Origin of the sequence: Microbacterium neungamense, assembly GCF_024971095.1 — a bacterium.
GTDB lineage: Bacteria > Actinomycetota > Actinomycetes > Actinomycetales > Microbacteriaceae > Microbacterium > Microbacterium neungamense.
The window spans coordinates 2,387,923-2,414,351 of the sequence record NZ_CP069717.1 but is presented as its reverse complement, the minus strand read 5'-3'; the positions used below and the strand labels follow the sequence as shown (position 1 = coordinate 2,414,351).

General features: G+C 71.7%; 29 protein-coding genes. 11 read left to right on the top strand and 18 right to left on the bottom strand.

Translation table 11 applies throughout. The features are described 5' to 3' along the window. Positions 1-21: 21 nt before the first annotated feature. Both coaBC and JSY13_RS11785 read left to right on the top strand, forming a co-directional pair. Entirely contained in the window at positions 22-1,281 is a 1,260-nt protein-coding gene (gene coaBC, locus JSY13_RS11790; protein WP_259606850.1) for a bifunctional phosphopantothenoylcysteine decarboxylase/phosphopantothenate--cysteine ligase CoaBC, read from the top strand. Next, positions 1,278-3,497 (top strand): ATP-dependent Clp protease ATP-binding subunit, encoded by a 2,220-nt coding sequence (locus tag JSY13_RS11785; RefSeq protein WP_259606848.1) that lies wholly within the window; start codon positions 1,278-1,280, stop codon positions 3,495-3,497. The genes coaBC and JSY13_RS11785 overlap by 4 nt, the downstream gene beginning before the upstream one ends. Before the next feature lie 23 nt (positions 3,498-3,520). Here the strand turns inward: JSY13_RS11785 and JSY13_RS11780 are convergent, their stop codons facing one another. The 3 genes from JSY13_RS11780 to JSY13_RS11770 all read right to left on the bottom strand — a co-directional run bounded on the left by JSY13_RS11780 (position 3,521) and on the right by JSY13_RS11770 (position 5,890). Next, on the bottom strand, positions 3,521-3,817 hold the full coding sequence (locus tag JSY13_RS11780) for a hypothetical protein (protein WP_259606847.1): 297 nt from the start codon (positions 3,815-3,817) through the stop codon (positions 3,521-3,523). Positions 3,818-3,902: 85 nt separating this feature from the next. Beyond that, on the bottom strand, positions 3,903-4,985 hold the full coding sequence (locus JSY13_RS11775) for an ABC transporter permease (RefSeq protein WP_259606846.1): 1,083 nt from the start codon (positions 4,983-4,985) through the stop codon (positions 3,903-3,905). Next, a complete protein-coding gene (locus tag JSY13_RS11770; protein WP_259606845.1) occupies positions 4,982-5,890 on the bottom strand; it encodes an ABC transporter ATP-binding protein in 909 nt (302 codons plus the stop codon). Before JSY13_RS11770 ends, JSY13_RS11775 begins: the two co-directional genes overlap by 4 nt. A 159-nt stretch (positions 5,891-6,049) precedes the next feature. Here JSY13_RS11770 and JSY13_RS11765 point away from each other — a divergent pair, with 159 nt between their 5' ends. Beyond that, on the top strand, positions 6,050-6,619 hold the full coding sequence (locus JSY13_RS11765; protein ID WP_259606844.1) for an NADPH-dependent FMN reductase: 570 nt from the start codon (positions 6,050-6,052) through the stop codon (positions 6,617-6,619). 41 nt (positions 6,620-6,660) lie between these two features. Here the strand turns inward: JSY13_RS11765 and JSY13_RS11760 are convergent, their stop codons facing one another. From JSY13_RS11760 to JSY13_RS11740, 5 genes are all read right to left on the bottom strand, one after another. Continuing rightward, a complete protein-coding gene (locus JSY13_RS11760; protein ID WP_259606843.1) occupies positions 6,661-7,386 on the bottom strand; it encodes a response regulator in 726 nt (241 codons plus the stop codon). After that, complete coding sequence (locus JSY13_RS11755; protein WP_259606842.1) at positions 7,383-8,645, bottom strand: sensor histidine kinase; 1,263 nt, start codon at positions 8,643-8,645, stop codon at positions 7,383-7,385. The genes JSY13_RS11760 and JSY13_RS11755 overlap by 4 nt, the downstream gene beginning before the upstream one ends. Before the next feature lie 503 nt (positions 8,646-9,148). After that, positions 9,149-9,421, bottom strand: coding sequence for an HAD family hydrolase (locus JSY13_RS11750; protein WP_259606841.1), 273 nt, complete (start codon positions 9,419-9,421; stop codon positions 9,149-9,151). Next, on the bottom strand, positions 9,418-10,263 hold the full coding sequence (locus JSY13_RS11745) for an exodeoxyribonuclease III (RefSeq protein WP_259606840.1): 846 nt from the start codon (positions 10,261-10,263) through the stop codon (positions 9,418-9,420). The genes JSY13_RS11750 and JSY13_RS11745 overlap by 4 nt, the downstream gene beginning before the upstream one ends. A gap of 37 nt (positions 10,264-10,300) precedes the next feature. Then, positions 10,301-10,837, bottom strand: coding sequence for a YbhB/YbcL family Raf kinase inhibitor-like protein (locus JSY13_RS11740; protein ID WP_259606839.1), 537 nt, complete (start codon positions 10,835-10,837; stop codon positions 10,301-10,303). Positions 10,838-10,935: 98 nt separating this feature from the next. Between JSY13_RS11740 and pyrE the strand changes: the two genes are divergently transcribed. Together pyrE and JSY13_RS11730 are read left to right on the top strand one after the other, a co-directional pair. Further along, positions 10,936-11,511 (top strand): orotate phosphoribosyltransferase, encoded by a 576-nt coding sequence (gene pyrE / locus JSY13_RS11735; RefSeq protein ID WP_259606838.1) that lies wholly within the window; start codon positions 10,936-10,938, stop codon positions 11,509-11,511. 13 nt (positions 11,512-11,524) lie between these two features. Then, complete coding sequence (locus tag JSY13_RS11730; protein WP_259606837.1) at positions 11,525-12,427, top strand: ROK family protein; 903 nt, start codon at positions 11,525-11,527, stop codon at positions 12,425-12,427. Positions 12,428-12,456: 29 nt separating this feature from the next. Here JSY13_RS11730 and JSY13_RS11725 read toward each other — a convergent pair whose 3' ends face one another. From JSY13_RS11725 to JSY13_RS11695, 7 genes are read right to left on the bottom strand one after another with little or no spacing between them, the layout of a single operon-like run. Further along, the gene (locus JSY13_RS11725) at positions 12,457-12,606 is read right to left on the bottom strand and encodes a hypothetical protein (RefSeq protein WP_259606836.1); all 150 of its coding nucleotides are present in this window, start codon (positions 12,604-12,606) and stop codon (positions 12,457-12,459) included. After that, positions 12,603-13,175: a YdeI/OmpD-associated family protein gene (locus tag JSY13_RS11720; protein WP_259606835.1), complete on the bottom strand. Its 573-nt coding sequence runs from the start codon at positions 13,173-13,175 to the stop codon at positions 12,603-12,605. Before JSY13_RS11720 ends, JSY13_RS11725 begins: the two co-directional genes overlap by 4 nt. A gap of 1 nt (position 13,176) precedes the next feature. Beyond that, complete coding sequence (locus JSY13_RS11715; protein ID WP_259606834.1) at positions 13,177-13,965, bottom strand: HAD-IIA family hydrolase; 789 nt, start codon at positions 13,963-13,965, stop codon at positions 13,177-13,179. A gap of 32 nt (positions 13,966-13,997) precedes the next feature. Then, positions 13,998-14,630 carry a metal-dependent transcriptional regulator gene (locus JSY13_RS11710; protein ID WP_259606833.1) on the bottom strand — a complete coding sequence of 211 codons (633 nt, stop codon included), beginning with the start codon at positions 14,628-14,630 and terminating at the stop codon, positions 13,998-14,000. Positions 14,631-14,639: 9 nt separating this feature from the next. Beyond that, complete coding sequence (locus JSY13_RS11705; RefSeq protein ID WP_259606832.1) at positions 14,640-15,518, bottom strand: metal ABC transporter permease; 879 nt, start codon at positions 15,516-15,518, stop codon at positions 14,640-14,642. Next, positions 15,515-16,261: a metal ABC transporter ATP-binding protein gene (locus tag JSY13_RS11700; protein WP_259606831.1), complete on the bottom strand. Its 747-nt coding sequence runs from the start codon at positions 16,259-16,261 to the stop codon at positions 15,515-15,517. The genes JSY13_RS11705 and JSY13_RS11700 overlap by 4 nt, the downstream gene beginning before the upstream one ends. Then, complete coding sequence (locus JSY13_RS11695; protein WP_259606830.1) at positions 16,258-17,199, bottom strand: metal ABC transporter substrate-binding protein; 942 nt, start codon at positions 17,197-17,199, stop codon at positions 16,258-16,260. The genes JSY13_RS11700 and JSY13_RS11695 overlap by 4 nt, the downstream gene beginning before the upstream one ends. A gap of 102 nt (positions 17,200-17,301) precedes the next feature. Between JSY13_RS11695 and JSY13_RS11690 the strand changes: the two genes are divergently transcribed. Then, positions 17,302-17,919 (top strand): TrmH family RNA methyltransferase, encoded by a 618-nt coding sequence (locus JSY13_RS11690; protein ID WP_259606829.1) that lies wholly within the window; start codon positions 17,302-17,304, stop codon positions 17,917-17,919. A 63-nt stretch (positions 17,920-17,982) separates the two neighbouring features. Here JSY13_RS11690 and JSY13_RS11685 read toward each other — a convergent pair whose 3' ends face one another. Both JSY13_RS11685 and JSY13_RS11680 read right to left on the bottom strand, forming a co-directional pair. Further along, the gene (locus tag JSY13_RS11685; RefSeq protein WP_259606828.1) at positions 17,983-18,195 is read right to left on the bottom strand and encodes a hypothetical protein; all 213 of its coding nucleotides are present in this window, start codon (positions 18,193-18,195) and stop codon (positions 17,983-17,985) included. Between the two features lie 118 nt (positions 18,196-18,313). Next, positions 18,314-19,633, bottom strand: coding sequence for an MATE family efflux transporter (locus tag JSY13_RS11680; protein ID WP_259606827.1), 1,320 nt, complete (start codon positions 19,631-19,633; stop codon positions 18,314-18,316). 176 nt (positions 19,634-19,809) lie between these two features. Here JSY13_RS11680 and JSY13_RS11675 point away from each other — a divergent pair, with 176 nt between their 5' ends. The 3 genes from JSY13_RS11675 (at position 19,810) to JSY13_RS11665 (ending at position 23,672) form a co-directional block, all read left to right on the top strand. Next, positions 19,810-21,801 (top strand): M13 family metallopeptidase, encoded by a 1,992-nt coding sequence (locus JSY13_RS11675; RefSeq protein WP_259606826.1) that lies wholly within the window; start codon positions 19,810-19,812, stop codon positions 21,799-21,801. Positions 21,802-21,978: 177 nt separating this feature from the next. After that, positions 21,979-22,905, top strand: coding sequence for a class A beta-lactamase-related serine hydrolase (locus JSY13_RS11670; RefSeq protein WP_259606825.1), 927 nt, complete (start codon positions 21,979-21,981; stop codon positions 22,903-22,905). Positions 22,906-22,982: 77 nt separating this feature from the next. Beyond that, entirely contained in the window at positions 22,983-23,672 is a 690-nt protein-coding gene (locus JSY13_RS11665; RefSeq protein ID WP_259606824.1) for a GNAT family N-acetyltransferase, read from the top strand. A gap of 3 nt (positions 23,673-23,675) precedes the next feature. Here JSY13_RS11665 and JSY13_RS11660 read toward each other — a convergent pair whose 3' ends face one another. Beyond that, positions 23,676-24,092 (bottom strand): VOC family protein, encoded by a 417-nt coding sequence (locus JSY13_RS11660; RefSeq protein ID WP_259606823.1) that lies wholly within the window; start codon positions 24,090-24,092, stop codon positions 23,676-23,678. Between the two features lie 101 nt (positions 24,093-24,193). Here JSY13_RS11660 and JSY13_RS11655 point away from each other — a divergent pair, with 101 nt between their 5' ends. Together JSY13_RS11655 and JSY13_RS11650 are read left to right on the top strand one after the other, a co-directional pair. Next, entirely contained in the window at positions 24,194-25,579 is a 1,386-nt protein-coding gene (locus tag JSY13_RS11655; RefSeq protein WP_259608208.1) for a glycine--tRNA ligase, read from the top strand. Positions 25,580-25,596: 17 nt separating this feature from the next. Continuing rightward, positions 25,597-26,409 (top strand): serine hydrolase domain-containing protein, encoded by an 813-nt coding sequence (locus JSY13_RS11650; RefSeq protein ID WP_259606822.1) that lies wholly within the window; start codon positions 25,597-25,599, stop codon positions 26,407-26,409. The last annotated feature ends 20 nt before the right edge of the window (positions 26,410-26,429 follow it).

Sequence of the window (26,429 nt, the reverse complement as noted above, 5' to 3'; positions counted from 1 at the left end):
GCGTGGGGCAGAATCGGAACCGTGAACATCGTCGTCGGCGTCACCGGTGGCATCGCCGCCTACAAGACGGTGCACCTGGTGCGCCTGCTCATCAAGAATGGTCACGAGGTGACGGTCATCCCCACCGAGGACGCGCTCCGCTTCGTCGGGGCGCCGACCTGGGAGTCCATCAGCCGGAACACGGTCACGACCAGCGTCCACGAGGACGTCGCGCGGGTGCGGCACGTCGCGCTCGGCCAGGCCGCCGACCTCGTCATCGTGGCGCCGGCCACCGCCAACACGATCGCGGCGATGGCCGCCGGGCTCGCCGACGATCTCCTCGGCACCACGCTGCTGGCCACCACCGCGCCGGTGATCATCGCGCCGGCGATGCACACCGAGATGTGGCGGCACCCCGCCACCCAGGCGAACATCGCCACGCTGCGGGAACGCGGCGTGCGGATCGCCGGTCCGGCCGACGGCGAACTCACCGGCGGCGACTCCGGCCCGGGGCGGATGCTGGAGCCGGAGGAGATCCTCGTCGAGGCGCTCTCCGCCCTCGCCCCGCAGGACCTCGCCGGCCTGCGCGTGGCGGTGTCGGCCGGCGGCACGCGCGAGCCGATCGACCCGGTGCGCTTCCTCGGCAACCGCTCCAGCGGCCGGCAGGGCGTCGCGCTCGCCGTCGAGGCGGCGAGCCGAGGCGCCGAGGTCGAGCTCGTCGCCGCCCACATCGCGGCCGACGTGCTCGCGGAGGCGCGGCGGCCGGGCATCCGCATCACCGACGCGGGCACCGCGGCGCGCATGGCCGACGCGATGAAGAGCGCCGCCGCCCGCAGCGACGTGATCGTGATGGCGGCTGCGGTCGCCGACTACCGGCCCGCGCGCGCGTCCGACCAGAAGCTCACGAAGGAGGACGGGCGGCTGGAGCGGATCGAGCTCGTCGAGAACGAGGACATCGTCGCCGGGCTCGCGGCCGCGCGCCGCGAGGGACGGATGCCGGAGGGGCAGACGATCGTCGCCTTCGCCGCGGAGACGCTCACGGATCCCGGTGAGCGCCGCGCCCGCGCCCGACGCAAGCGCGAGAGCAAGGGCGTCGACCTGCTCGCGGTGAACCTGGTCGACGCCGAGCGCGGGTTCGAGGCGGCCGACAATGCGGTCGAGATCATCGGAGACGGCGGAGAGGTCGTGGCATCCGCCGCCGGGACGAAAAGGGAGGTGGCGGCGGCGATCTGGGACGCGGTAAACTTGAGTCGACACAACTCAAGTTTGACCGCGAAGGCATCCCCAGGAGGAGCAGAATGACCATCCCCGCACAGCAGCAGGAAGAACAGCAGAGCCCCCTCGAGCAGTTCGGCATCAACCTGACCGACCGCGCCCGGCAGGGCAAGCTCGACCCGGTGATCGGACGCGACAGCGAGATCCGCCGCGTGAGCCAGGTGCTCACCCGGCGCACGAAGAACAACCCCGTCCTCATCGGCGAGCCCGGCGTCGGCAAGACCGCCGTCGTGGAGGGCCTGGCACAGCGCATCGTGGCCGGGGACGTCGCCGAATCCCTCAAGGACAAGGAGCTCGTCGCCCTCGACATCTCCGCCCTCGTCGCCGGCGCGATGTACCGCGGCCAGTTCGAGGAGCGGCTGAAGAGCGTGCTCAAGGAGATCACGGAGTCCGAGGGTCGCATCATCACCTTCATCGACGAGCTGCACGTGCTGATGGGCGCGGGCGGCGGCGAGGGCTCGGTCGCGGCCTCCAACATGCTCAAGCCCATGCTCGCCCGGGGCGAACTGCGCATGATCGGCGCCACCACGCTCAACGAGTACCGCGAGTTCATCGAGAAGGACGCCGCGCTCGAGCGCCGCTTCCAGCAGGTGTACGTCGGCGAGCCGAGCGTCGAGGACACCGTCGCGATCCTGCGCGGACTCAAGGGCCGGTACGAGGCCCACCACGGCGTCACCATCTCGGACAGCGCGCTGGTGGCCGCCGCAGCCCTCTCCAACCGGTACATCCCCAGCAGGCAGCTGCCGGACAAGGCGATCGACCTCATCGACGAGGCGATGTCGCGGCTGAAGATGGAGATCGACTCGTCCCCGGTGGAGATCGACCAGCTCAAGCGTCAGGTCGACCGGATGCGGCTCGAGGAGCTGGCGCTGAAGCGCGAGAAGGACGACGCGTCGAAGGAGCGCCTCGCGGCGCTGCGGGAGCAGCTGACCGGCATGGAGAAGGAGCTGGCCGAGCTCGAGGAGCGCTGGGCGCGCGAGCGGTCGGGTCTGAACCGGGTGGGCGAGTTGAAGAAGCAGCTCGACGACGCGATCACGCAGCGCGACCTCGCCATGCGCCAGGCGGACTACACCCGGGCGTCCAAGCTCGAGTACGAGACGATCAAGCGTCTCGAGCGCGAGATCGCGGAGGCCGAGCAGGCCGAGGCGAACGCCTCCTCCGAGGGGCGGATGGTCAACGAGCAGGTCACCGACGAGGACATCGCCGCCGTGATCGCCGCGTGGACCGGCATCCCGGTGGGGCGCCTGCTGCAGGGCGAGTCCGAGAAGCTGCTGCAGCTCGAGCGCGAGCTCGGTCGCCGCATCATCGGGCAGAAAGAGGCCGTCACGGCCGTGTCGGATGCCGTGCGGCGCTCCCGGGCCGGCATCAGCGATCCGGGCAGGCCCACCGGCTCGTTCCTGTTCCTCGGGCCCACGGGTGTCGGCAAGACCGAGCTCGCCAAGGCGCTCGCGGAGTTCCTCTTCGACGACGAGCATGCCATGGTGCGCATCGACATGTCCGAGTACGGCGAGAAGCACACCGTCTCCCGCCTCGTCGGCGCCCCTCCCGGGTACATCGGCTACGAGCAGGGCGGTCAGCTCACCGAGGCGGTGCGGCGGCGCCCGTACAGCGTGGTGCTGCTCGACGAGGTCGAGAAGGCGCACCCCGAGGTGTTCGACATCCTGCTGCAGGTGCTCGACGACGGGCGGCTCACCGATGGCCAGGGCCGCACGGTGGACTTCTCGAACGTCATCCTCATCCTCACCAGCAACATCGGCTCGCCCATCCTGATCGACCCGTCGCTGTCGTGGGAGCAGAAGCGCGACGCGGTGATGGAGCTGGTGCGGCAGGCGTTCCGCCCCGAGTTCCTCAACCGCCTGGACGACATCGTGATGTTCTCGGCGCTGAGCGAGGACGACCTCGCGCAGATCGTCGAGCTCGCCGTCGACCAGCTCCAGCGCCGGCTGCACGACCGCCGGCTCACGCTCGCGGTGACCCCGGATGCCCGGTCCTGGCTCGCCGAGCGCGGCTACGATCCGGTGTTCGGCGCCCGGCCGCTGCGCCGGCTGATCCAGACCGAGGTGCAGAACAGGCTCGCCACGGCGCTGCTGTCCGGCCGCGTGCACGACGGCGATGTCGTCCGCGTGGACGTCGCGGCCGATGGGTCGGGGCTGGTGCTCACCAGCGCCGGGCAGGCGCCGGCTGCGCCGGCCGATGGCGACGACGATGACGAGGTGATCGAGGCCGTGATCGACGAGGAGTGATCCCGGTCACGCGCGGCATCCGCTCACACCTTCGTGCCGAGGACGATGGCCGAGCCGTCGGGCAGGTCGTCGATGGTCGCGTGCCACAGCGTCATCGCGACGCGGGTGCCGGCCCCGGTGCGGTACGAGGGGACTTCGAGGGCGAGGTCGCCGTGCTCGTTCTGCAGCAGTTCCGCGGGGATCTCGACGCCGTCGTGGAACACGATCGTGAGCTCCCGCGGACCGGCGGCGAGCTCGCTCGCCGGGATCGAGGTCAGCAGCCGGGCGCCGCGGTAGAGGTGCGTGTTGGTGGCGTGTGCGGGCAGTCTTCCGTCGGCCATGTCTCCTCCATGGGTGCGCACACATCCTGCCACGCCGCCCGCCGCCGTCCCACCCCTTCTGCGGACGGCGGCGGGCGGCGACCGGTCAGCCGCGCAGCGCCTCGGTCAGCTTCACCCTCGCGCCCATCCGCAGCAGCGAGTTCTCGTAGATCTTCGCGCCGACGGCGATCGCGGCGGCGCACGAGGCCAGCAGGATCACCAGCGACAGCAGCGGCTCCCACCACTGCGCCTCGCCGACGAACAGGCGCATCGGCATCCCCACCGGCGCCGAGAACGGCACGTACGACATGATCTTGAGCACCAGCGGGTTGTCGTTGAAGACGATCACCAGCACGTAGGGCGCCATCACCAGCATCGTGATCGGCGTGGTTGTCGCCCCGATGTCCTCCTGCCGCGACACCATCGCCGCGGTCGCCGCGAACAGCGACGCCAGCAGCACGAACCCGAACAGGAAGAACACCGCGAACCACACGATCGGCCCGCCGATACCGGCGAGCAGCTCGTTCTGGCCGGTGATGATGAGCCCGACGACGGCGACGGCCGCGAGCGCCAGGATCTGCGCCATCGCCAGCACCGTGTTGCCGAGCACCTTGCCGGCCAGCAGCGCGCGAGTCGGGATCGCCGAGATGAGCAGCTCCACCACGCGGGTCTGCTTCTCCTCCACCACGCTCTGCGCGATCGTGCCGCCGAAGGTCGACGCGGCCACCAGGAAGACGATGCCGAAGCCGATCGCGATGATCCCCCGCAGGTACGGGTTCGTCGCGTCGGGATCCAGCAGCTCCACCGGCGGCGACTTGGCGAGCATCATCAGCAGCGAGTTCGGCGCCTCGTCCATCGCGACGACGGTGTATCCGAAGACGGGGTCGTTCGACGGCACCAGGGCGGCGTCCACCTCGCCGTCGCGGACGAGCCGCTCGGCGGCGGTCCGGTCGGTCACCTCGGTCGGGTCGATCCCGTCGACGCCGCGCACGGCATCCGCCGTCTCCGCGGTCACCGCGACCGGCGTGCCGGACGCGTCACGGTTCACGAATCCGGGGATCAGGATGCCGGCGAGCGCGATCAGCAGCAGGATGCCGGTGGAGATCAGGAACGCCTTGCTGCGCAGCTTGGCCGTGATCTCCCGCTCCGCGACGAGCCAGATCGCGGTGCCGGTCGATGCGGGGTTCATCGGATGACCTCCTTGAAGATCTGCGCGAGGGACGGATGCTGCGGCGCGAACGACAGCACGTCGCCGCGCTCCAGAGCGGTGCGCAGCACGCGCTGCGCCGCCTCGTCGTCCTCGGCGTCGAACACGGCGTCGCCGCCCTCGAAATCCACGACCTCGATCCCCGGCGCGGAGCGCAGCCACCCGGCATCCGTCGTCGTCGCCAGTGCGAAGCGGCGCGTGGAGTGCTGGGCGCGCAGCGCGTCGCGGGAGCCCGCCGCCCGGATCGCGCCGCCGGCGATGATGACGAGGTCGTCGCACAGCCGCTCCACGACGTCGAGCTGGTGCGAGGAGAACAGGATGGCGGCACCGTCGGCGGCGCGAGCCTGCAGCACGCCCGCCACCACGTCCACGGCGAGCGGGTCGAGGCCCGAGAACGGCTCGTCGAGGATGAGAACCTCGGGATCGTGCACGAGCGCGGCCGCGATCTGCGCGCGCTGCTGGTTGCCCAGGGACAGCGACTCGATGCGGTCCTCCAGCCGTTCGCCGAGCCCGAGGTCGGTGAGCAGCCGCTCGGCGCGCTGTGTCGCCTCGGCCCTGCCGAAGCCGTGTAGCCGGGCCAGGTAGACCACCTGCTCGAGCACCTTCATCTTCGGGTACAGGCCGCGCTCCTCGGGCATGTACCCGAAGCGGCGGCGGTCGGCCGTGGTCACCGGCATGCCGCCGAGGGTGACCGCGCCGCCATCCGCGGCGAGCACGCCGAGGATGATCCGCATGGTGGTGGTCTTGCCGGCGCCGTTGCCGCCGACGAAGCCGGTGAGCCGGCCCGCGGCGACCGGGAACGAGACATCGTGGAGCACACGGCGCGAGCCGTAGCTCTTCGTCACGCCCTGCAGCTGCAGCGTCGGTGGCCAGTTCGTCGATTGCATGACATCCACGCTAGGAAGCGGCTGTGCCGAGGGCATCCCCCGGCGGGCGGATCCCGCGGCATCCGTCCTCGGACGGAGTAACTCTATTCATTGGAATAGAACGGTGGCTCGGGGCGGTTGTCCCCATCGTCCCCCTCACGATCAGACAGAAGGACTCTCATGACCCGCACCATCGGATACATCGTCGGCAGCCTGTCGAGCACCTCCATCAACCGCCGCCTCGCGACCGCGCTCGCGAAGCTCGCCCCGGAGGGCGTCGAGCTCGTCGAGATCCCGATCAAGGACCTCCCCTTCTACTCGCAGGACGCCGAGGCCGACTTCCCGCAGGCCGCCCGCGACTTCAAGCAGGCCATCGCCGACGCGGACGGCGTCATCATCCTCACCCCGGAGTACAGCCGCTCCATCCCCGGCGTGCTGAAGAACGCCCTCGACTGGGCCGCGCGTCCCTACGGGCAGGGCTCGTTCGACGGCAAGCCGACCGCCGTCATCGGCGCCTCCGGCGGCGGCATCGCCACCGCGGCCGCGCAGCAGCACCTGCGTGCGATCCTCGGCCACTTCAACGCCGTCACCATGGGCCAGCCCGAGGGCTTCGTCCAGGTCACCCCGGGCCTGATCACCGACGAGGGTGACGTCACCGTGGAGAGCACCGCCGAGTTCCTGCGCGGCTACATCGCCGCCTTCGACACGCTGATCACCCGCGTGGAGGCCGCACGCCGTCACGCCGCCTGACCGCCGACGGGTGAGGCCGGCCTCCGCGGGGGCCGGCCTCCTCAGGCGAGGCCGTGACGGTGCGCGAGCACCACGGCCTGCACGCGATCCCGCGCGCCGAGCTTCTGCAGGATGCGGGACACGTGCGTCTTCACGGTCGCCTCGCCGATGAACAGCGCGGAGGCGATCTCGGCGTTGCTGCGGGCGTCCGACATCAGCTGCAGCACCTCCGCCTCGCGCTCCGTGAGCGGCTCGGCGAGGACTCCGGATGCCCCGGACGCGGAGGCTCGGACGGCGGATGCCGGGCCGGCGGATGCCGTCGAGATGTGCGCCGGCGCTCCGCGCCCGGACGATGACGCGAACCGGGTGAGCACGCGGCGGGTCACCTCGGGCGCCAGCATCCCGTCGCCGGCCGCGAGTGCGCGGACCGCGGCGATGAGCTCCTCCGGGCCCGCGTTCTTCAGCAGGAATCCGCTCGCCCCCGCCTCGAGCGCCTGGAACAGGTACTCGTCGCGGTCGAAGGTGGTCACCACCGCGATCGCGGAGGACACCGCCGGGTCGGCGACGATCCGCCGCGTCGCCTCGAGGCCGTCCATGTCCGGCATCTGCACGTCCATCGTGATGACGTCCGGGCGCAGCTGCGCGGCCGTGGCGACCGCCTCCGCGCCGGTGGCCGCCTCGCCCACGACGGTGATGTCGGGCTGCGCGTCGAGGATGGTCCGGAATCCGGCCCGGAGCATGGCGTGATCGTCCACCAGCAGCACGCGGATCGGGGTCTGCGCGGTCATTCGGGTCCTCCTCCGGCGTCCGTGAGCGGCACCGCGACGCGCACCCGGAAGCCGCCCTCGGCGCGCGGCGCGAACTCGATGGTGCCGCCCGAGGCGTGCGCGCGCTCGCGCATGCCGAGCTGGCCGAGACCGGGACGGATGCCCGCGACGGGCCGGCCGGTGTTGGCCACCTCCAGCTCCACGGCGTCGGCGGCGTAGCGCAGGCGCACATCCGCGGTGGCGCCGGGGCCGGCGTGACGGCGGGCGTTGGTGAGCGCTTCCTGCGCGATCCGGTAGAGGTTCACGGCCACTACCGGCGGCACGGGCACGGGCGTGCCGATGACGTGGAACGCGGTGGGCAGGCCGGCATCCGTCGACGCGGCGGCGAGCGTCTCGATGTCGTCGACGCCGGCGGCGGGCGCGGCCGCCTCGGCGTCCTCTCCCGGCGCCCGCAGGGTCTCCAGCAGCCCGTGGAACTCGCGGATCGCGTCGCGGGCGCCCGCCTCGATCGCGGTGAGGATGCGGGCGGCCTCGGCGGGGGAGTCGTCGATGACCATGCGGGCGGCGCCCGCCTGCACCCCCATCACCGAGACGTGGTGAGCGACCACGTCGTGCAGCTCGCGGGCGATGCGGATGCGGTCGAGGGCGACGGCCTGCGCCGCGGTGACCTCGCGCTCGCGCTCGAGCTCGGCGGTGCGCTCCTCGAGAGCCGCGCGCTGCGCGGCGGCCTGCCAGGAGCGCTCGCCGAAGTAGTAGGCCCCGCCGAAGTACAGCACGTTCAGCAGCAGCTGGATCATCATGAACGCCACGTAGGGGGAGAACAGCCCGGCGGCGACGTCCGCCTCCTTCGCCTGGTCGATGGCGTCGCGGTACATCACCACGATCAGCCAGGCGAACATGCCGGCGATGATCGCGACCCGCACGATGAGGGCGGTTCGCCGGTTGTTCATCCAGGCGCCCACCGTGTAGAGCGCGACGAACATCGCGATGTTCATGACGTACAGCTCGGGCACCTTGAAGGTGACGCCTACGAAGAACGCGACGGCGACGACGACGGCCACCACGGCCGGCCTGCGGCGCCGCAGCGCGAGCGGCGCACTCACGGCCGGCACCAGGAGCAGGGCGGTCCACAGCGGCGCCTGCTCCTCGCCGTAGACGCCCGCGATCGACGACAGCGCGGCGGACAGCATGCCGCCGACGAGCATCGCCGCCGCGAGCACGAGATCCCCGCGGAGTTCGCGCGGCGTGGGCGTGCGCGTGAACGGGACGGAGGACGGCATGCTTCCACCGTAGGAGCGCATGGAGGCCGCGGCATCCCCCGCGCGACGGATGCGGGTGCACGAGGGCATCGGATGCCGGTCCGCGGCGGCGCTGGGGGCGCGATCCGTTTCGGGCCGACAGCAGTCAGGCCGCGGTGGCGAAGTCGAACCTCGCTCTGCCGCCGAGCCGCGGCGTGCCGGCGGGATCGACGTGCGGCGGCGGGATGGGCGAGCCGTTGCGCCCTGGTGAAGAGCCGCTTCTCGGTGCCCCAGTCGAGGATCTCGCCGCGGCCGCCGAGCACGCATGGGATGACGCCCCCGGACGCGGCCATCCTGCGCACCGAGCTGATGCTCACCGAGATGCTCGCAGACCTGCGCCAGCCCGGTCGCCTTGGAGACGCCCTGGGCCATCACCTCGACGAACGGCGCCCCGGACATCGTCGCCTCGAAGCCGGTCAGCCCGAGCGCGCGGAGCGCGTCGAAGACCTCGGCGATCGGACGCGACGGATGCCGGATCACCAGCTTCAGGCTCGGTGCGGCCAGCACGTCCGCCAGTGGCACGCCGCCCATCGTCGCCGGGTCGCGCTTGTGGTCGGCCAGGCCCACTCGTCGAACCCCGCCTGCTCGGCGATCGGCCGCAGACCGATCGGCTGACGAGCGGTGACCGGCACGGTGACGATGCCGGCATCCCGCGCCGCATCGAGCGCGGCCCGGGTGCGCGGCGACACCTGCCCGTCCGAGCCCAGGAGCGTGCCGTCGAGATCGGTGGCGATGAGGCCGATGCCGGGTGCCGTCACGCGAAGATCATCGGGAGGTCGTCGTCTTCCGCCGCGCCGCCGAAGTCGAGGTCGACCACGACCGGCACGTGGTCGCTGGGCTGCTCGCCCTTGCGCTCGTTGCGGTGAATGGTGGCGCCGGTGACGGCATCGGCGAACGTGCGCGAGCCGAGGATGAAGTCGATGCGGATGCCCTCGTTGCGCGGGAACTTCAGCCGCTGGTAGTCCCAATAGGTGTAGCCCTCGGGGATGAGCGGGCGCACGACATCCGTCACGCCCGCCGACTCCAGGGCGAAGAAGGCGTCGCGCTCGGGCTGCGAGACGTGGGTCGAGAAGCCGGGCACGATCGCGGGATCGCCGTTGTCCTTGTCGAACGGGATGATGTTGAAATCGCCGACCAGGGCGAGCGGGAGGTCGGGGTTCGCGGACAGCTCGGAGGCCGTCGCGGTGCGCAGCGCCTCGAGCCAGTGCAGCTTGTAGTGGTAGTGCGGGTCGCCGAGCGACCGGCCGTTGGGCACGTACAGGCTCCACACCCGCACGCCGTCGACCATCACACCCAGTGCGCGTGCCTCGATCGGGGCATCCGGACCCTCATGCCCCTTCGCGAAGCCGGGCTGGCCCTCGAACGAAGTGCGCACGTCCGTGATCGGCAGGCGGCTCGCGATCGCGACGCCGTTCCACTGGTTGAACCCGTGCGCCTCGACGTGGTACCCGGCCTCCTCGAACGGCGCGTACGGGAACTGCTCCGGCCGGCACTTGATCTCCTGCAGCGCGAGCACGTCGATGTCTTCGCGGACGGCGAAGTCGACCGCGCGGGACACGCGCGTGCGGATCGAGTTGATGTTCCAGGTGGCCAGACGCATGGAACCAGCCTATGGGCGGGTGCCGACGTCGCCGGGCTCACCGTTCGCCGGGGTCGGCCGTCCCGACGAGCACCCCGCGGGCGAGGGTGTGGAAGTGCCGGTTGAAGCCGAGCACCGCAGGGGTCGCCCCGGCCTCGAGGTCGAGCCGGTCCACATCGAGCGCGTCCACCACGAAGAAGTAGCGGTGCACACCGGTGCCCTCCGGCGGTGCGGCGCCGATGAACCGCTCCAGCCGCTTCTCGTTCGGCAGCACGGATGCCCCGGAGGGCAGGCTCTTCGCCGTGCCGTCCCCGGCCGGAAGCGAGCGCAGATCGGCGGGCAGGTTGTACGCGGCCCAGTGCCAGTAGCCCGAGCCGGTCGGGGCATCCGGGTCGAAGCACGAGACGGCGATGCTCCTGGTGCCGGACGGCGGCTCCGACCACTCCAGCGCCGGATGCCGGTCCTCACCCCCGCGCGCAGACGCCCACGCGAACAGCGGCAGCGGGCCGTCCGCGTCGAAGTCGGGACTGGTCAGCTCCAGCGAGGGAACCGGACGGAGCTCGGCAAGGGCGGCATACGGGTCGTACGAGAACATGGAACCTCCTCACCTGCCACGGTAGGCGAGGCCGGGCGGGTTGTGAACGACCCGCAGGGGAGGATGTCGCAGGAGCCGCCGCGAATACACTGGATGCCGTGACCGACCTCGCCTCAGACCGCCAGGCCCTGCTCGACCTCATCACGGGGGAGGCGGTGTTCCACGGCGACTTCACGCTCTCCAGCGGCAAGAAGGCCAGCTACTACGTCGACATGCGCAAGCTGACCCTCGACCACCGGGCCGCGCCCGCGATCGGCCGGGTGATGCTCGACCTCATCAAGGACCTCGACGTCTCCGCCGTCGGCGGGCTCACCCTGGGCGCCGACCCGATCGCGAACGCCGTCATGCACGCATCCGTCGACGCCGCCGCCCGTGGCGAGGGCCGCCCGCTCGACGCCTTCGTCGTGCGCAAGGAGCCCAAGGACCACGGCCGCGGCCGCCAGGTCGAGGGCGCGGACGTCGCCGGCAAGCGCGTTGTGGTCCTCGAGGACACCTCGACCACCGGCCAGTCCGCGCTGAAGGCGGTCGAGGCGCTCCGTCGCGAGGGCGCCGAGGTCGTCGCCGTCGCCGTCATCGTCGACCGCAAGACCGGCGCCCAGGCGGCGGTCGAGGCGGAGGGCCTGCAGTGGCTCGCCGCCTTCGACCTCGACGACCTCGGCCTCGACCCGCAGTGACCCGGCACCCGCGATGACCCGGTACGCGCTCGCCGTCGACGTCGGCGGCACCAAGCTCGAGGCGGCCCTCGTCGCCGACGACGGCACCCTCGTCGAGGGCAGCCGCACCCGCCGTCCCACCGGCCGCAGCGCCACACCGGCATCCCTCGACGCCGCCGTCGCCGAGGCCGTCGCGCACGCGCTCGCCGCACGCCCCGCGGATGCCGAGATCGCCGGCGCCGGCATCGGCAGCGCCGGCCCCGTCGACCGCGAGGCCGGCACCATCAGCCCGGTGAACATGCCGGATGCCCGCGGCTACGGCCTCGCCGCAGCGGTGCGCCGCGCGGCATCCGCCGTCCTCGGCCACGACCTGCCCGCCGTGCTGGGCCACGACGGCGGCGCGCTCGCCCTCGCCGAGTCCTGGCTCGGCGCGACCCGCGGCGCCCGCGCCTCGCTCTCGATCGTCGTCTCCACCGGGGTCGGCGGCGGATTCGTGCTCGGCGGCGCCTACGCCCCCGGTGCGTCCGGCAACGCCGGCCACCTCGGCCAGGTCCGCCGCGAGGGCGGGCTCACGCTCGAGGAGATCGCCTCGGGCCCGGCATCCGTCGCGTGGGCGCGCACCCAGGGCTGGCAGGGCGCCACCGGCGAGGACCTCGCCATGGACGCCGCCGCGGGCGTCGCCGTCGCCCGCGCCGCGATCGAGCGCTCGGCCAAAGCCGTCGGCGAGGCGCTGGCGGATGCGGCGACCCTCGTCGACCTGGACGTGATCGCGGTCGGCGGCGGATTCTCCCGCGTCTCGGACGACTACGTCGAGCTCGTGCAGCGGGCGCTGACCGCATCCGCCGTGCACGACTACTCCCGGCGCGCGCGCGTGGTGCGCTCCGGCCTCGGCGACGAGGGCCCCCTGATCGGCGCCGCCGCGCTCGCCCTGCGCTGACCGACCGGAGTGGTCCGAAGCGCGCCCGCTCAGCGGCGGTCGTCGTCCTCCCACGGCCCCTCGTACCACTCGCCGCGGTCGTCGCGCTTGGGGCGCTTCAGCAGCTGCACGGCGAAGATCGTCAGCGACACCAGGCCGATGCCGATCAGCACCAGGAACAGCAGGTCGTTCTGGGTCACGGCCGTCTCCCCTCTGCGGCATCCGCCACGATCTTCGCGATCCGCGCGGCGCGGGTCTCGGGGCGCTTCGCCGTGGCGATGTGCGTGAGCCCGAGCTTCTTCACCGACTTCGGGAACGCGTCCCAGTGCGCACGGGCGGCGGGCACGGCGTCCAGCGCCGCGGTGAAGTCGTCCGGCTCGATCCCGGCCTCGGGCCCGTCGAGCACGGTCCACGACCCGTTCGCCTTCGCGACCTCGATCGCGCGGATGCCGGCGGGCGCGAGCAGCCCCTCCGCTTCGAGCCGCGCCACCCGGGCCTTGTTCGTCGCCGCCCAGCCGCTGGTCGGCCGGCGCGGGGCGAACCACAGCCCGGCGGTGCGCTCGTCGAAGGTGCGCACCGGGCCGTCGATCCAGCCGAAGCAGAGCGCCTGCAGGATGGCGTCCTCGTAGTCGACGTGCAGATCGTCGTTCCCGGCCCGCGGCCGCACCAGCCAGGCGCCCTTCGACACGGCGTGGTTCGCCTCGAGCCAGGACCGCCAGGTCGCGGCATCCGGTGCCACCACGCGCTCGCCGTCGTCGAGGGCGCCCATCTCAGCCCTCCGTCGTACGCGGCAGCAGGTCGGCGACCGACTGCACGATCTCGTCGGGACGGAACGGGTACTTCTCGATCTCGGCCCGGTCGCTGATCCCGGTCATCACCAGCACCGTGTGCAGGCCCGCCTCGATGCCCGCGACGATGTCGGTGTCCATGCGGTCGCCGATCATGCCGGTCTTCTTCGAGTGCGCGCCGATCTTGTTCAGCGCGGAGCGGAACATCATCGGGTTCGGCTTGCCGACCACGTACGGCTCCTTGCCGGTCGCCTTCGTGATCAGCGCCGCGATCGCCCCGGTCGCCGGCAGCGGCCCCTCCGCGCTCGGACCGGTCGCGTCGGGGTTCGTGACGATGAAGCGGGCGCCGTCGTTGATGAGCCGGATGGCCTTCGTGATCGCCTCGAACGAGTAGTTGCGGGTCTCGCCGACCACCACGAAGTCGGGCCGGGTCTCGGTCATGATGAACCCGGCCTCGTGCAGGGCGGTGAGGATGCCGGCCTCGCCGATCACGAAGGCCGAGCCGCCGGGCAGCTGCTGGGCGAGGAAGTCCGCGGTCGCGAGCGCCGAGGTCCAGATCCGCTCCTCGGGCACGTGCAGCCCGCTCGCGCGCAGCCGCGCGGAGAGGTCGCGGGCGGTGAAGATCGAGTTGTTCGTCAGCACCAGATACGGGATACCGGCGGCCTCCCAGCCGTCGAGCAGATCGGATGCCCCGGGGATGGCGTCGTTCTCATGCACGAGCACCCCGTCCATGTCGGTGAGCCAGCATTCGATGTCGGAACGTTCACGCATGCGGCCAGCCTATCGGCGGGCCCCGACGCCGGTCAGGCGCTCAGCCACACCACCTCGGCAGCACCGGCCGGCAGCTCGACCGGCCTGCCGTCGAGCAGGATCCCGGCATCCGCCACCACGATCGCGCGGCCGACGCCGACCCCGGCGTTCTCCAGGGCGCGCAGCAGCTCGGGGTCGCGGTCGCTCACCCGCAGCACCCGGCCGGTGTGGCCGGGACCGGCGTCGCGGAGCAGCACGAACGGCTCGCGCTGCACCCGGCCCGAGGCGTCGGGGATCGCGTCGCCGTGCGGGTCGAAATGGGGCCGGCCCAGCCGCTCGTCGATGCCCTCGAGCAGCCGGTCGCTGATGGTGTGCTCGAGCACCTCGGCCTCGTCGTGCACCTCGTCCCAGGCGTAGCCGAACTCGCGCACCAGCCACGTCTCGATCAGGCGGTGCCGGCGCAGCATTTGCAGGGCTCGGCGCTCGCCGGCATCCGTCAACCGCACCGCGCCGTACGGCACATGCGAGACGAGACCCGCCGCGGCGAGCTTCTTCACCATCTCGGTGACGCTGGACGGGGCGATGCCCAGCTGCGCCGCGAGCTGTGAGGGGGTGATCGGCGCGTCCTGCCATTCGGTGTGCGAGTACACCGTCTTCAGGTAGTCGTCGGCCGCGGGGGATGCCACCTCTCGAGCCTACCCGCGGGCCATCCCGGCGGCCGTCGCCCGGCGCCGGCCGCTCAGCGCCCGGGCGAGCACGCCCTGACGGGGGCTGAACAGATACACGAGCGCGAAGACGGCGCCCTGCACCACAACCACCAGTCCGCCGGATGCCGCGTCGAGCCAGTAGCTGAGGTAGATGCCCAGCACCGACGACGCGGCGGCGATCACCGGGGCGAGGACGAGCATCGCGCCGAAGCGGTCGGTGAGCAGGTAGGCGGTCGCGCCAGGGATGATCAGCATCGCCACGACCAGGATCACCCCGGCCACCTGCAGCGCGACGACGGCGGTCAGGGCGAGCAGGCCGAGCAGGAGCGCGCCGAGCATCCGCGGCGACAGGCCGATCGCGAACGCGTGCGCCGGGTCGAAGGCGTAGAGCGTGAGGTCGCGCCGCTTGGCGATGAGCACCACGAAGGCCACGGTGGCGAGGATCGCGATCTGCACCAGATCGGCCGTGGAGATGCCGAGGATGTTGCCGAAGATGATGTGGTTCAGGTCGGTCTGGCTGGGCGTCACCGAGATGAGCACCAGGCCCAGCGCGAACAGCGTCGTGAACACGATGCCGATCGCGGCGTCCTCCTTCACCCGGCTGGTGCCCCGGATGAGGCCGATCAGGGCGACCGCGAGGAAGCCGAACACGAGCGCGCCGAGCGCGAACGGCGCGCCCACGACGTACGCCAGCACCACCCCGGGCAGCACGGCGTGCGACACGGCATCCCCCATCAGCGACCAGCCGATCAGCACCAGCCAGCACGACAGCACGGCGCACACCACGGCGGCGATCACGGTGGTCACCAGCGCGCGCACCATGAACTCGTACTGCAGCGGCTCCAGGAGCAGATCGATCGCGCTCATGACCCCTCCTTCCCGAGGATGTCCAGCCCGAACGCGCGGGTGAGCTGCTCGGGGTGCAGCGCCTCGGCCACCGGCCCGTGGAACAGCACCCGCCGGAGCAGTAGCACCGCGGCATCCGCAAGCCCGGGGAGGGCGTGCAGATCGTGACTGGAGACGAGCACGGTGCGCCCCTCGGCCGCCGCCTCGCGGAGCAGCCGGACGATCATCGCCTCGGACTTCTTGTCCACCCCGGCGAACGGCTCGTCGAGCAGCAGGATGCGGGCGTCCTGCGCGATGCCGCGGGCGACGAACACCCGCTTGCGCTGCCCGCCGGAGAGCCGGCCGATCTGCCGCTCGGCGAGGTCGGCGAGCTCCACGCGCTCCAGCGCGCGGTCGACGATCTCGCGGTCCTCACGGCGCGGCCGGCGGGTGGGACCGAGGTGGCCGTAGCGCCCCATCATCACGACGTCGCGCACCGAGACCGGGAAGGCCCAGTCGACCGCCTCGCTCTGCGGCACGTACCCGATCAGTCGTCGCCGCCGCGCCTCCGCCGGGGTCATGCCGTCCAGCCGCACCCGGCCGTGCGCGGGCCGCACCATGCCGGTGAGCGCCTTGAATAGCGTCGACTTCCCGGAGCCGTTCATGCCGACCAGCGCCGTCACGCTGCCGAACGGGACGCGCAGCGACACGTCCTCGAGCGCGACGACCTCGCCGTAGCGGACGCCGACGCCGTCGACCTCGATCGCCGGGTGCGGGCCGCTCATGATCCGCCCCCGGTGAGGGCGGCGACGATGGTCTCCGCGTCGTGCCGGATCAGGTCGAGGTAGGTGGGCACCGGCCCGTCCGCCTCGGACAGCGAGTCGACGTACAGGATGCCCCCGAACGAGGCCCCGGTCGCCTCCACCACCTGGCGCATCGGCTTGTCGGAGACGGTCGACTCGCAGAACACCGCCGGCACGTCGTTCTCGGTGACGAACGCGATCGCCCGGGTGATCTGCTGCGGGGTGGCCTGCTGCTCTGCGTTCACCGGCCAGATGTACGCCTCGGTGAGGCCGGCGTCGCGGGCCAGGTACGAGAAGGCGCCCTCGCAGGTGACCAGCGCGCGCTGATGCTCGGGCAGGGCGGCCAGCTCCGCCACCAGCTCGTCCTGCACGGCCTGAAGCTCGGCCTTGTAGCCCTCGCCGTTGCGGGCGAAGTGGTCGGCGTGCGCCGGATCGAGATCGCTGAAGGCCTCGACCATGTTGTCGACATAGATCTGCACGTTCAGCGGGCTCATCCACGCGTGCGGGTTGGGCTTGCCGGCGTACGCGTCCTCGGAGATGTCGATCGGCTCGACGCCCTCGGAGACGACGACGTGCGGCACGTCGACCGACTCCACGAACTGCGCGAACCACGCCTCGAGGTTGAGCCCGTTGTCGAGGATGAGGTCGGCCTCGGATGCCTTCGCGATGTCCCTCGGGGTGGGCTCGTAGCCGTGGATCTCGGCGCCCGGCTTCGTGATCGACTCCACGGCGAGGTGATCGCCCGCGACGTTGGCGGCGATGTCGGCGAGGACGGTGAACGTGGTGAGCACGACCGGGCGGTCGGCGTCCTCCCCGGCCGGGGCGCCGTCGCCCGACGCGGGCGCGCACGACGCCAGCGGCCCGGTGAGGGACGCGGCGAGGAGGAGGGCGACGCCGGCGCGGCGGAGAGTTTTCGGCATACCGAAATTGTAGGCGGATTTTTCGGTGCCCCGAAAGGTGCCCGTGCGGGCGCGCCCGGCATGCCGGCGGGGTGGGCGGCGGGGCGGGCTACGCTGGTCGGGATGGCTGAGCAGACCCCCGAGCGCTCCACACACGGGCTCGGCCCGTGGCAGGGGCCGTGGCCGGAGGGCGACCGATACGACCCGGAGCTGCTCGCGCACGGCGACACCCGGAACGTGATCGACCGCTACCGCTATTGGCGGATGGAGGCCATCGTCGCGGATCTCGACAGCCGGCGGCATCCGTTCCACGTCGCCATCGAGAACTGGCAGCACGACATGAACATCGGGTCGATCGTGCGCAGCGCGAACGCCTTCCTCGCCGACACCGTGCACATCATCGGCCGCCGGCGCTGGAACCGGCGCGGCGCGATGGTGACCGACCGCTACCAGCACGTCGTGCACCACGAGGACGTGGCATCCTTCGCGGCCTGGGCGCGGGACGAGGGCATCCCGATCGTCGCGGTGGACAACGTGGGAGAGGCGGTGCCGGTCGAGCGTGTGGACCTGCCGGAGCGCTGCGTGCTGCTGTTCGGGCAGGAGGGCCCCGGCCTGTCGCCGGAGGCGCTCGCGGCGGCATCCGCCCATGTCGAGATCACGCAGTACGGCTCCACCCGTTCGATCAACGCGAGCGCGGCGGCGGCCGTCGTCATGTACGAGTGGTGCCGGCGGTACGCCTGAGAAGCAGGGCGCGGTCACATCGCCCTATGCCAGAACGGATGCTGCGGCCGTGGCCTGACCCGGTCAGCCGCGGTCGACGCCGAATGCGTGACGCATCAGCGCGTTGACATCGGCGTCGATGCGGTCGAGACGGTGATGGATCGCCTTGATCTCCGCTGCGAGACCGCTCATCTCCGCCCGGATGATCCGGACGAACATCGTCGACATCAGGGTGAGCATGCCGAACAGCCCGGCCGCGAAGACGCCGATCAGCGTCCACACCTGGGGTTCTGTCATGCTCAGCATTCCTCCATTGTCGTCCGGGTCCTTCGACAATGCCAGGGTCGCCCGTGCGGGTGAACCCCGGACACCGGCCGCTGGGGAGAGGTCGCGCTGACGCCGGGGCTGTGCAGGATCAGGCCCCGATCCGCATCCACCGGTCGGTGCGCACGCGCCAGCCGAGCGTGCCGAGCCGGGCGAGGAGGTAGAGCCCGAAGAACGACACGGCGAGCCAGATCAGTCCCGCGGCGCCGTCCACGCCCGTCGCCGAGATGATCCACAGCGCCGGCAGCAGCGGGACCAGGTTGATCACGCCTGCGACCGCGAGATAGCGCGCGTCGTTCGCGCCCATCAGTACGCCGTCCAGCACGAAGACGATGCCGGCGATCGGCTGCGCGATGGCGAGGACGAGGAACGCCGGCTGCACGAGGGCGGCGACGCCGGCATCCCCGGTGAAGACGACGCCGAGCACACCGGACAGGGCCGCGATGAGTCCTCCGACGATCACGCCGAACCAGGCGCCCCACGCGACGGTGCGGCGCAGCACCCGGCGCACCTGCTCGTCGTCTCCGGCGCCGAGGCCCTTGCCGATCAGCGCCTGCGCCGCGATCGCGAGCGCGTCGAGCGCGAACGCGGCGGTCGAGAAGATCGTGAACACGATCTGCCAGCCGGCGAGCTCCTCCGTGCCGATCCCGGTGGCGACGCCGACCGTGGCGAGCAGGGCGACGCGCAGGCTCACCGTGCGCAGGAACAGCCACCCGCCGGAGCGGGCCGATCCGCGGATGCCCTCGCGCTGCGCCTTCATCGAGGCGCCGTGCCGCAGTGCGAGCCGCCGGACCACCACGACGTAGGCGGCCACCATGCCCCACTGCGCGGTGACCGTCCCGAACGCGGAACCGGCGATGCCCCAGCCGAACCCATAGATGAACAGCGCGTTCAGCAGCGCGTTCGCCCCGAACCCGAGGCCCGCGATCCACAGCGGCGTCATGGTGTCCTGCATCCCGCGCAGCAGCCCGGTGGCGGCGAACACGATGAGCATGGCGGGAAGGCCCCACATCGAGATCACGAGGTAGGTCTGCGCCTCGGCGGACACGGCATCCGTCGCACCGAACAGCGAGACCATCCACGGCGTGGCGATCGCGCCGGAGGCGGCGAGCAGGGCGCCGAGCCCCAGGGCGAGCCACATCCCGTCGATGCCGATCGAGACGGCATCCGCATGGTCGCCGGCGCCGAACCGGCGCGCGACCGCGGGGGTCGTCGAGTAGGCGAGGAAGATCATCAGCCCGACGATCGTCTGCAGCACCGCGCTCGCGATGCCCAGGCCGGCCAGCGGGATCGTGCCGAGGTGCCCGACGAGCGCCGCGTCGACGATGAGGAACGCCGGCTCGGCGACGAGGGCGCCGAACGCCGGCACGGCGAGGCGCAGGATCTCACGGTTCAGCGTCGGGGCGGGCACCGTTCGAGCCTATTGCGAGTCCGAGAACCTCACCGGCCTCGGCCCGCCCGCCCTGCTGCTGCGCGTGGCGTCAGCGCCGGGCGGATGCCGCCGCCGCATCCGTCGCGCAGCCGCCGGCACCACGCGGGCTGTTCCGTCGCCGCCGCCGTGGGGGAGGCGGCGCATAGGCTGGGCGCATGACTGACGTGCTCCCCACCGGTGTTCTGCCCTCCGGCCTCGCCATCGACGAGTTCAGCCCCGACATCCGTCCCCAGGACGACCTCTATCGCCACGTCAACGGCGCGTGGCTCGAGCGCACCGAGATCCCCGAGGACAAGGCGCGCTGGGGCTCCTTCCACCTCCTGCACGAACAGGCCGAGAAGGACGTCCGCGACATCATCGTCGAGTCGCAGGATGCCGCGCCCGGCACCCTCGCCCGCAAGGTGGGCGACCTGTTCGCGAGCTTCATGGACACCGAGCGCATCGCCGAGCTCGGCCTCGCCCCGCTGCGCGAGCAGCTCGACAAGGTCGACGCGATCGACGGCATCCCGTCCTTCCTCGCCGCCGTCGGCGGCTTCGACCGCGACGGCATCGCCTCGCTGCTCGGCGTGTTCGTCGAACCCGACCCCGGCAACCCCGACCGGTACGTGCCGTTCGTCGTGCAGGGCGGGCTGTCCCTGCCGGACGAGAGCTACTACCGGCTGGAGAACTTCGAAGGCACCCGCGCCGCGTACCGCGCCCACCTCGAGCGGATCCTCACGCTCGCCGGTATCGCGGATGCCGCCGGCACCGCCGACCGCGCCTTCGGCCTCGAGCACGAGGTCGCCGGGCACCACTGGGACAACGTCGCCAGCCGCGACGCGGTCAAGACCTACAACCTGAAGACCTGGGACGAGCTGCAGCAGCTCGTCGGCGTCGACCTGACGCCGTGGCGGGACGCCGTGGCCCCGGCCGCGGGCGCTGAGCCCGTCGACGCCTTCGCCGAGGTCGTCGTCTACCAGCCCAGTTTCATCGAGGGCCTGGGCGCCCTGCTCACCGAGGAGCGCCTGGAGGACTGGAAGGCGTGGCTGCGCGCCAAGGTCGTGCACGGCCTGGCCGCCTACCTCCCCGACGACATCGTCGACGAGAACTTCTCCTTCTACGGCACCGAGCTCACCGGCACGCCCACCATCCGCGAGCGCTGGAAGCGCGGCGTCACCCTCGTCGAGGGCGCCCTCGGCGACGCGGTCGGACGGATCTACGTCGAGCGGCACTTCCCGCCCGCCGCGAAGGCGGCGATGGATGCGCTGGTGGCGAACCTCATCGAGGCCTACCGGCAGAGCATCGAGACGCTGGAGTGGATGGGCCCGGAGACCCGGCGGAAGGCGCTCGACAAGCTGGCCACCTTCCGGCCGAAGATCGGGCACCCCGAGAAGTGGAAGGATTACGAGGGCGTCGAGATCTCGGCATCCGATCTCGTCGGCAACGTGCGCCGCGCCAACGCGTTCGAGCACGACCGGCAGATCGCGAAGGTCGGCAAGCCGATCGATCGCGACGAGTGGTTCATGCCGCCGCAGATGGTGAACGCCTACTACAACCCGCTGATGAACGAGATCGTGTTCCCCGCGGCGATCCTGCAGTACCCGTTCTTCGACCCGAACCGCGACGCGGCCGCGAACTACGGCGGCATCGGCGCGGTGATCGGCCACGAGATCGGGCACGGCTTCGACGACCAGGGCAGCCGCTACGACGGCGACGGCCGGCTGCAGGACTGGTGGACCGATGAGGACCGCGCCGCGTTCGAGGAGCGCACCAAGGTGCTCATCGCGCAGTACGACGCGCTCGTGCCCGCCGGTCTGTCCGAGGAGCACCACGTCAACGGGGCGCTCACCATCGGTGAGAACATCGGCGACCTCGGCGGCCTGGGCATCGCGATCAAGGCGTACGAGCTGTCGCTCGGCGGCGCCGAGGCGCCCGTGATCGACGGGTACACGGGCATTCAGCGGCTGCTGCTGAGCTGGGCGCAGGTGTGGCAGCAGAAGAGCCGCGACGCCGAGACGATTCGGCTGCTCACCATCGACCCGCACTCGCCGAACGAGTTCCGGTGCAACCAGATCGTGCGCAACATCGACGCGTTCTACGACGCGTTCGGCGTGACCGAGGGCGATGCGCTGCACCTGCCCGCGGAGCAGCGTGTGACGATCTGGTGACGGAAGCCTCCGCTCCCGGTCGAGGGGGAGGCGGACGGGGTTACGATAGCCGGGGTGTCCGCGTCGGATGCACGCCGTGAACCGTCCGGACGCCCGCCGCCTCCCCTCCCCGGCCGTCGGACGAGGTCGCGCACCGTGACCGAGACGCGACGGCCCCGCAACGCTAAAGGACTCCGCGTGGGCACTTCCCCTGGCCCCGTCGACGGGCCGCCGCCGGCGACGCTGCGCCGTTCGCAGCGCGGTGCCCGGCGCGTGCCGCGTCGTGCCGCGCCCGGACGCCGCTCGTTCGGCTCCACCATGCGCGCCCTGGAGGAGCTGGCCGCATCCGGCGCGCAGGTCGCCGTGCACGTCGCTGACCTCGACACCGGGCAGCCCGTGCTCACCGGCGACGACCACGTCCCCCTCCCTGTCGCGGGCCTGTGCCTCGTGCCGGTGCTCGTCGAGGTGGCGGCGGCGCTCGAGGCGGGCGAGCTCGACCCGCTGCGTCTCGTGAATCGTCCGGATGCCGGGCTGGTGACCGGCTCCGGGCTGTGGCGCCACCTGCGCGCACCGGCGCTCCCGATCGTCGACCTCGCCGTGCTCGCGGCCGCCGCCGGAGACCCGAACGCCGCGAACGCCCTGCTCGACCTGGTCGGGAACGAGCGCGTCCGGGCGCGCATGGTCGCGCTCGGGATGCCGCGCAGCGCCGTACTCGACCGCTTCCGCGACCACCGCGGGCCGGACGACGCCCCGCACGTCGCCGTCGGGACCACCCGTGAGTTCGCGGCACTGTTCTCGTCGCTGGTGAACGGGAAGGCCGTCGACGCGACGGTCAGCGCCCAGGTGGCGGAGTGGCTCAGTCTGAACCAGGACCTCAGCCTCGTCGGGGCATCCGCCGGTCTCGACCCGTTCGCGCACGACCACGACGCGCACGGGCTGCTCTTCATCGACAAGACCGGGCGCGACCGCGGCGTGCGGGCCGAGGCCGGCGTGCTCGCCGGGCCCCGCGCCGGCGTGTCCTACGCACTCACGGTCTGCTTCGACGACCTCTCGATCAGCCACCGGCTGCGCGCGCACGACGCGTTCCGCGTGCTCGGCGTCGACCTCATGGAGTACGCGTTCTGAACCCGCGCCGGGGCGCCCGATGACCCACCTGCGGCGCCGCGTTTCCGCACACGGCCCTGGACGGGCAGACTGGGTACGTGCGAACCATCCGCGATCTCGACACCGTTGAACTGATCCTGGACGCCCAGGCCCTGCTGGATTCCATCCGCGGGCCCGAGCGCGTCATCGACGCGGGCACCCTGCGGGCGCTGCAGCAGTCGGGCAACTATGTCGTCGGCCTGTTCGACGACGAGGACGGCACGGAGAAGATGGTCGGCGCCTCCATCGCGTTCTTCGGCGAGCCCGCCCGGCGCGCGATGCACTCGCACATCACGGCGCTGCTGCCGGAGTACCGCGGCCGCGGCTGGGGGCGCGAGCTCAAGGAGCACCAGCGTCAGTGGGCGTTCTCCCGCGACGTCGGCCGCATCACCTGGACCTTCGACCCGCTCGTCGCACGCAACGCGCACTTCTTCCTGACCGTGCTGCGCGCGCACGTCACCGGTTACTCGGTCAACCGGTACGGCATCTTCGGCGGCGGGGACGCCGGCGACGAGAGCGACCGCCTGGACGTCGAATGGGCTCTCGCGGAGCTCGCCAAGCCGCCGGCGGACGACGCCGTGGCGGAGACCCTGCAGATCCCGTCGGACATCGAAGCCATGCGCGTCTCCGATCCGGATGCCGCGCACGAGTGGCGTCTGCGCCTGCGCGGCGAGATGGAGGAGCTGCTCGGCCGCGGCCTGCGCATCGCCGGCTTCGACGTGAACCGCGGGTACCTGTTCACCGAGTGACGCTCAGCCCGCCGGGGGGAGCACGAACGCCCCCGTCTCGCCCGGGTTGACCGCGATCTCCCAGCGGAAGCCGTCGGGATCGGCGAAGTAGCCGGAGTATCCGCCCCACTGGCGCCGCTCGGCCGGCCAGACGCGGGCGCCGAGCGCCTCGGCCTCGGCGAGCACCGCGTCCACCTCGGCGTCGGTGGCGAGGTTGTGCGCGAGGGTGACCGGGGCGAGGCCGGATGCCGGTGCTTCGCCGATCTCGGCCGCGAACCCGTCGACGCTCCACAGTGACAGGATCATGCGGTCCGCGACCGGCAGCATCAGCACGTCGTCTGCCTCGAAGATCGGCTGCCAGCCGAGGCCGTCGACGTAGAACGCCCGGCTGCGGGCGACATCGGCCACCGCCAGGGTGATGAAGCTCACACGCTGTTCCATGCCCCCCAGCCTGCCACCGGCGACCGGCTCCGGGCGCGGATAGGATGGGGATGTCCGTCATCACGGGCGTCTCCCCGCAGCATCCGACCATTGGAGCCACCGTGGCCGAACAGTCCCGTCTTGACAAGGTCATCAGCCTCGCCCGCCACCGCGGGTTCGTGTTCCAAGCGGGTGAGATCTACGGCGGTTCCCGCTCGGCCTGGGACTACGGCCCCCTCGGCACCGAGCTGAAGGAGAACATCCGCCGGCAGTGGTGGCAGACGTTCGTCCGCGGGCGCGGCGACATGGTGGGTCTCGACTCGAGCATCATCCTGCCCAAGCGCGTGTGGGAGGCATCCGGCCACGTCGCCACCTTCACCGACCCGCTGGTGGAGTGCCTCAGCTGCCACAAGCGCTTCCGCGCCGACAACCTGCTCGACGACTTCGAGTCCCGCAAGAACCGCAAGGCGGAGAACGGGCTGGCCGACGTGCCGTGCCCGAACTGCGGCACCAAGGGACAGTGGACCGAGCCGAAGGCGTTCTCGGGTCTGGTCAAGACCTACCTCGGCGTCGTCGACGACGAGTCCGGTCTGCACTACATGCGGCCCGAGACCGCGCAGGGCATCTTCGTGAACTTCACGAACGTGCTCACCGCCAGCCGCAAGAAGCCGCCGTTCGGCATCGGCCAGGTCGGCAAGGCGTTCCGCAACGAGATCACCCCCGGCAACTTCATCTTCCGCACCCGCGAGTTCGAGCAGATGGAGATCGAGTACTTCACCCCGCCGGCGGAGGCGCCGCAGTGGTTCGAGCACTGGGTCGAGGAGTGCTGGAACTGGTTCGTCGACCTCGGCATCGACCCCGACAACATGCGCCGCTTCGACGTCCCCGAGGACGAGCGCGCCCACTACTCGGCGGGCACCATCGACGTCGAGTACCGCTTCGGCTTCCCCGGCAAGGAGTGGGGCGAGCTGATGGGCATCGCGAACCGCACCGACTTCGACCTGTCCAGCCACAGCGAGGCGTCCGGCCAGAGCCTGACCTACTTCGACCAGGCATCCGGCGAGCGGTACACCCCGTACGTGATCGAGCCGTCCTTCGGTCTCACCCGCTCGATGATGGCGTTCCTCGTGGACGCATACCGCGAGGAGGAGGTGCCGAACGCCAAGGGCGGCACCGACACCCGCACGGTGCTCAAGCTCGACCCGCGTCTGGCCCCGGTGAAGGTCGCGGTGCTGCCGCTGTCGCGCAACGAGAAGCTCTCGCCGCTCGCCCGGTCGGTCGCCGACCGGCTCCGCGGGCAGTGGACCGTCGACTTCGACGACGCCGGCGCGATCGGCCGCCGCTACCGCCGCCAGGACGAGATCGGCACGCCGTTCTGCGTCACGGTCGACTTCGACTCCCTCGAGGACGACGCCGTCACCGTGCGCGATCGCGACAGCATGGCGCAGGAGCGCATCCCGCTGGAGGGGCTGCAGGCCTACCTCGGCGAGCGTCTGCGCGGCGCCTGACCGGAGGCCGGTCCACCGTGGAGACGACGACCTTCGCCGCGACCGCCGGGTTCCCGCATCCGGCCCTGGTCGGGGTCACCGGCCCCGAGGAGACGCTCGCGGTGCAGGGCGACCCGCACGCCGTGCTTCCCCTCGCGTCCGTGACCAAGCCGCTCACCGCGTGGGGGGTGCTCGTCGCGGTCGAGCACGGGCTGCTGGACTTCGAGGACCCCGCCGGCCCGGAGGGCTCGACGGTGCTGCACCTGCTCGACCACACCAGCGGCCTGCCGTTCGAGGGCGACCAGCCGGAGCGCCCGCCGGGCGAGCGCCGCATCTACTCCAACGCCGGGTTCGACCTGCTCGCCGCACACGTCGCCGAGGCCGTCGGCATGCCCTTCGCCGAGTGGATGGCCCGCGAGGTGACCGGGCCGCTCGGGATGACGGAGACGGATGTCACGGGCCGGCCGTCCGCGGGCGCGCGCTCCTCGATCGGCGACCTGCTCATCTTCGGCCGCGAGGTGCTCCGCCCCCGGCTGATCCCCGCGGCGCTGCGCGACCTGGCGCTGACCGTCTCGCGGGAGGGGCTGCGCGGGCTCGTCCCCGGCTACGGCACGTACGCCGACAACCAGTGGGGTCTCGGCTTCGAGCTGAAGGGCGCCAAGACGCCGCACTGGCTGAGCGACGCGCTGCCGCCGCAGACCGCCGGTCACTTCGGCGCCCAGGGCAGCTTCCTCTTCATCGACCGGTCCCGCGACCTCGCCGCCGCCTTCCTGTCGGGCGTGCCCTTCGGCGAGGCGCACAAGCGGATCTGGCCGGCGCTCACCGAGGAGATCGTGACGCGCTACGGGTGAGCCCGCCGCGCCGGCGCGGT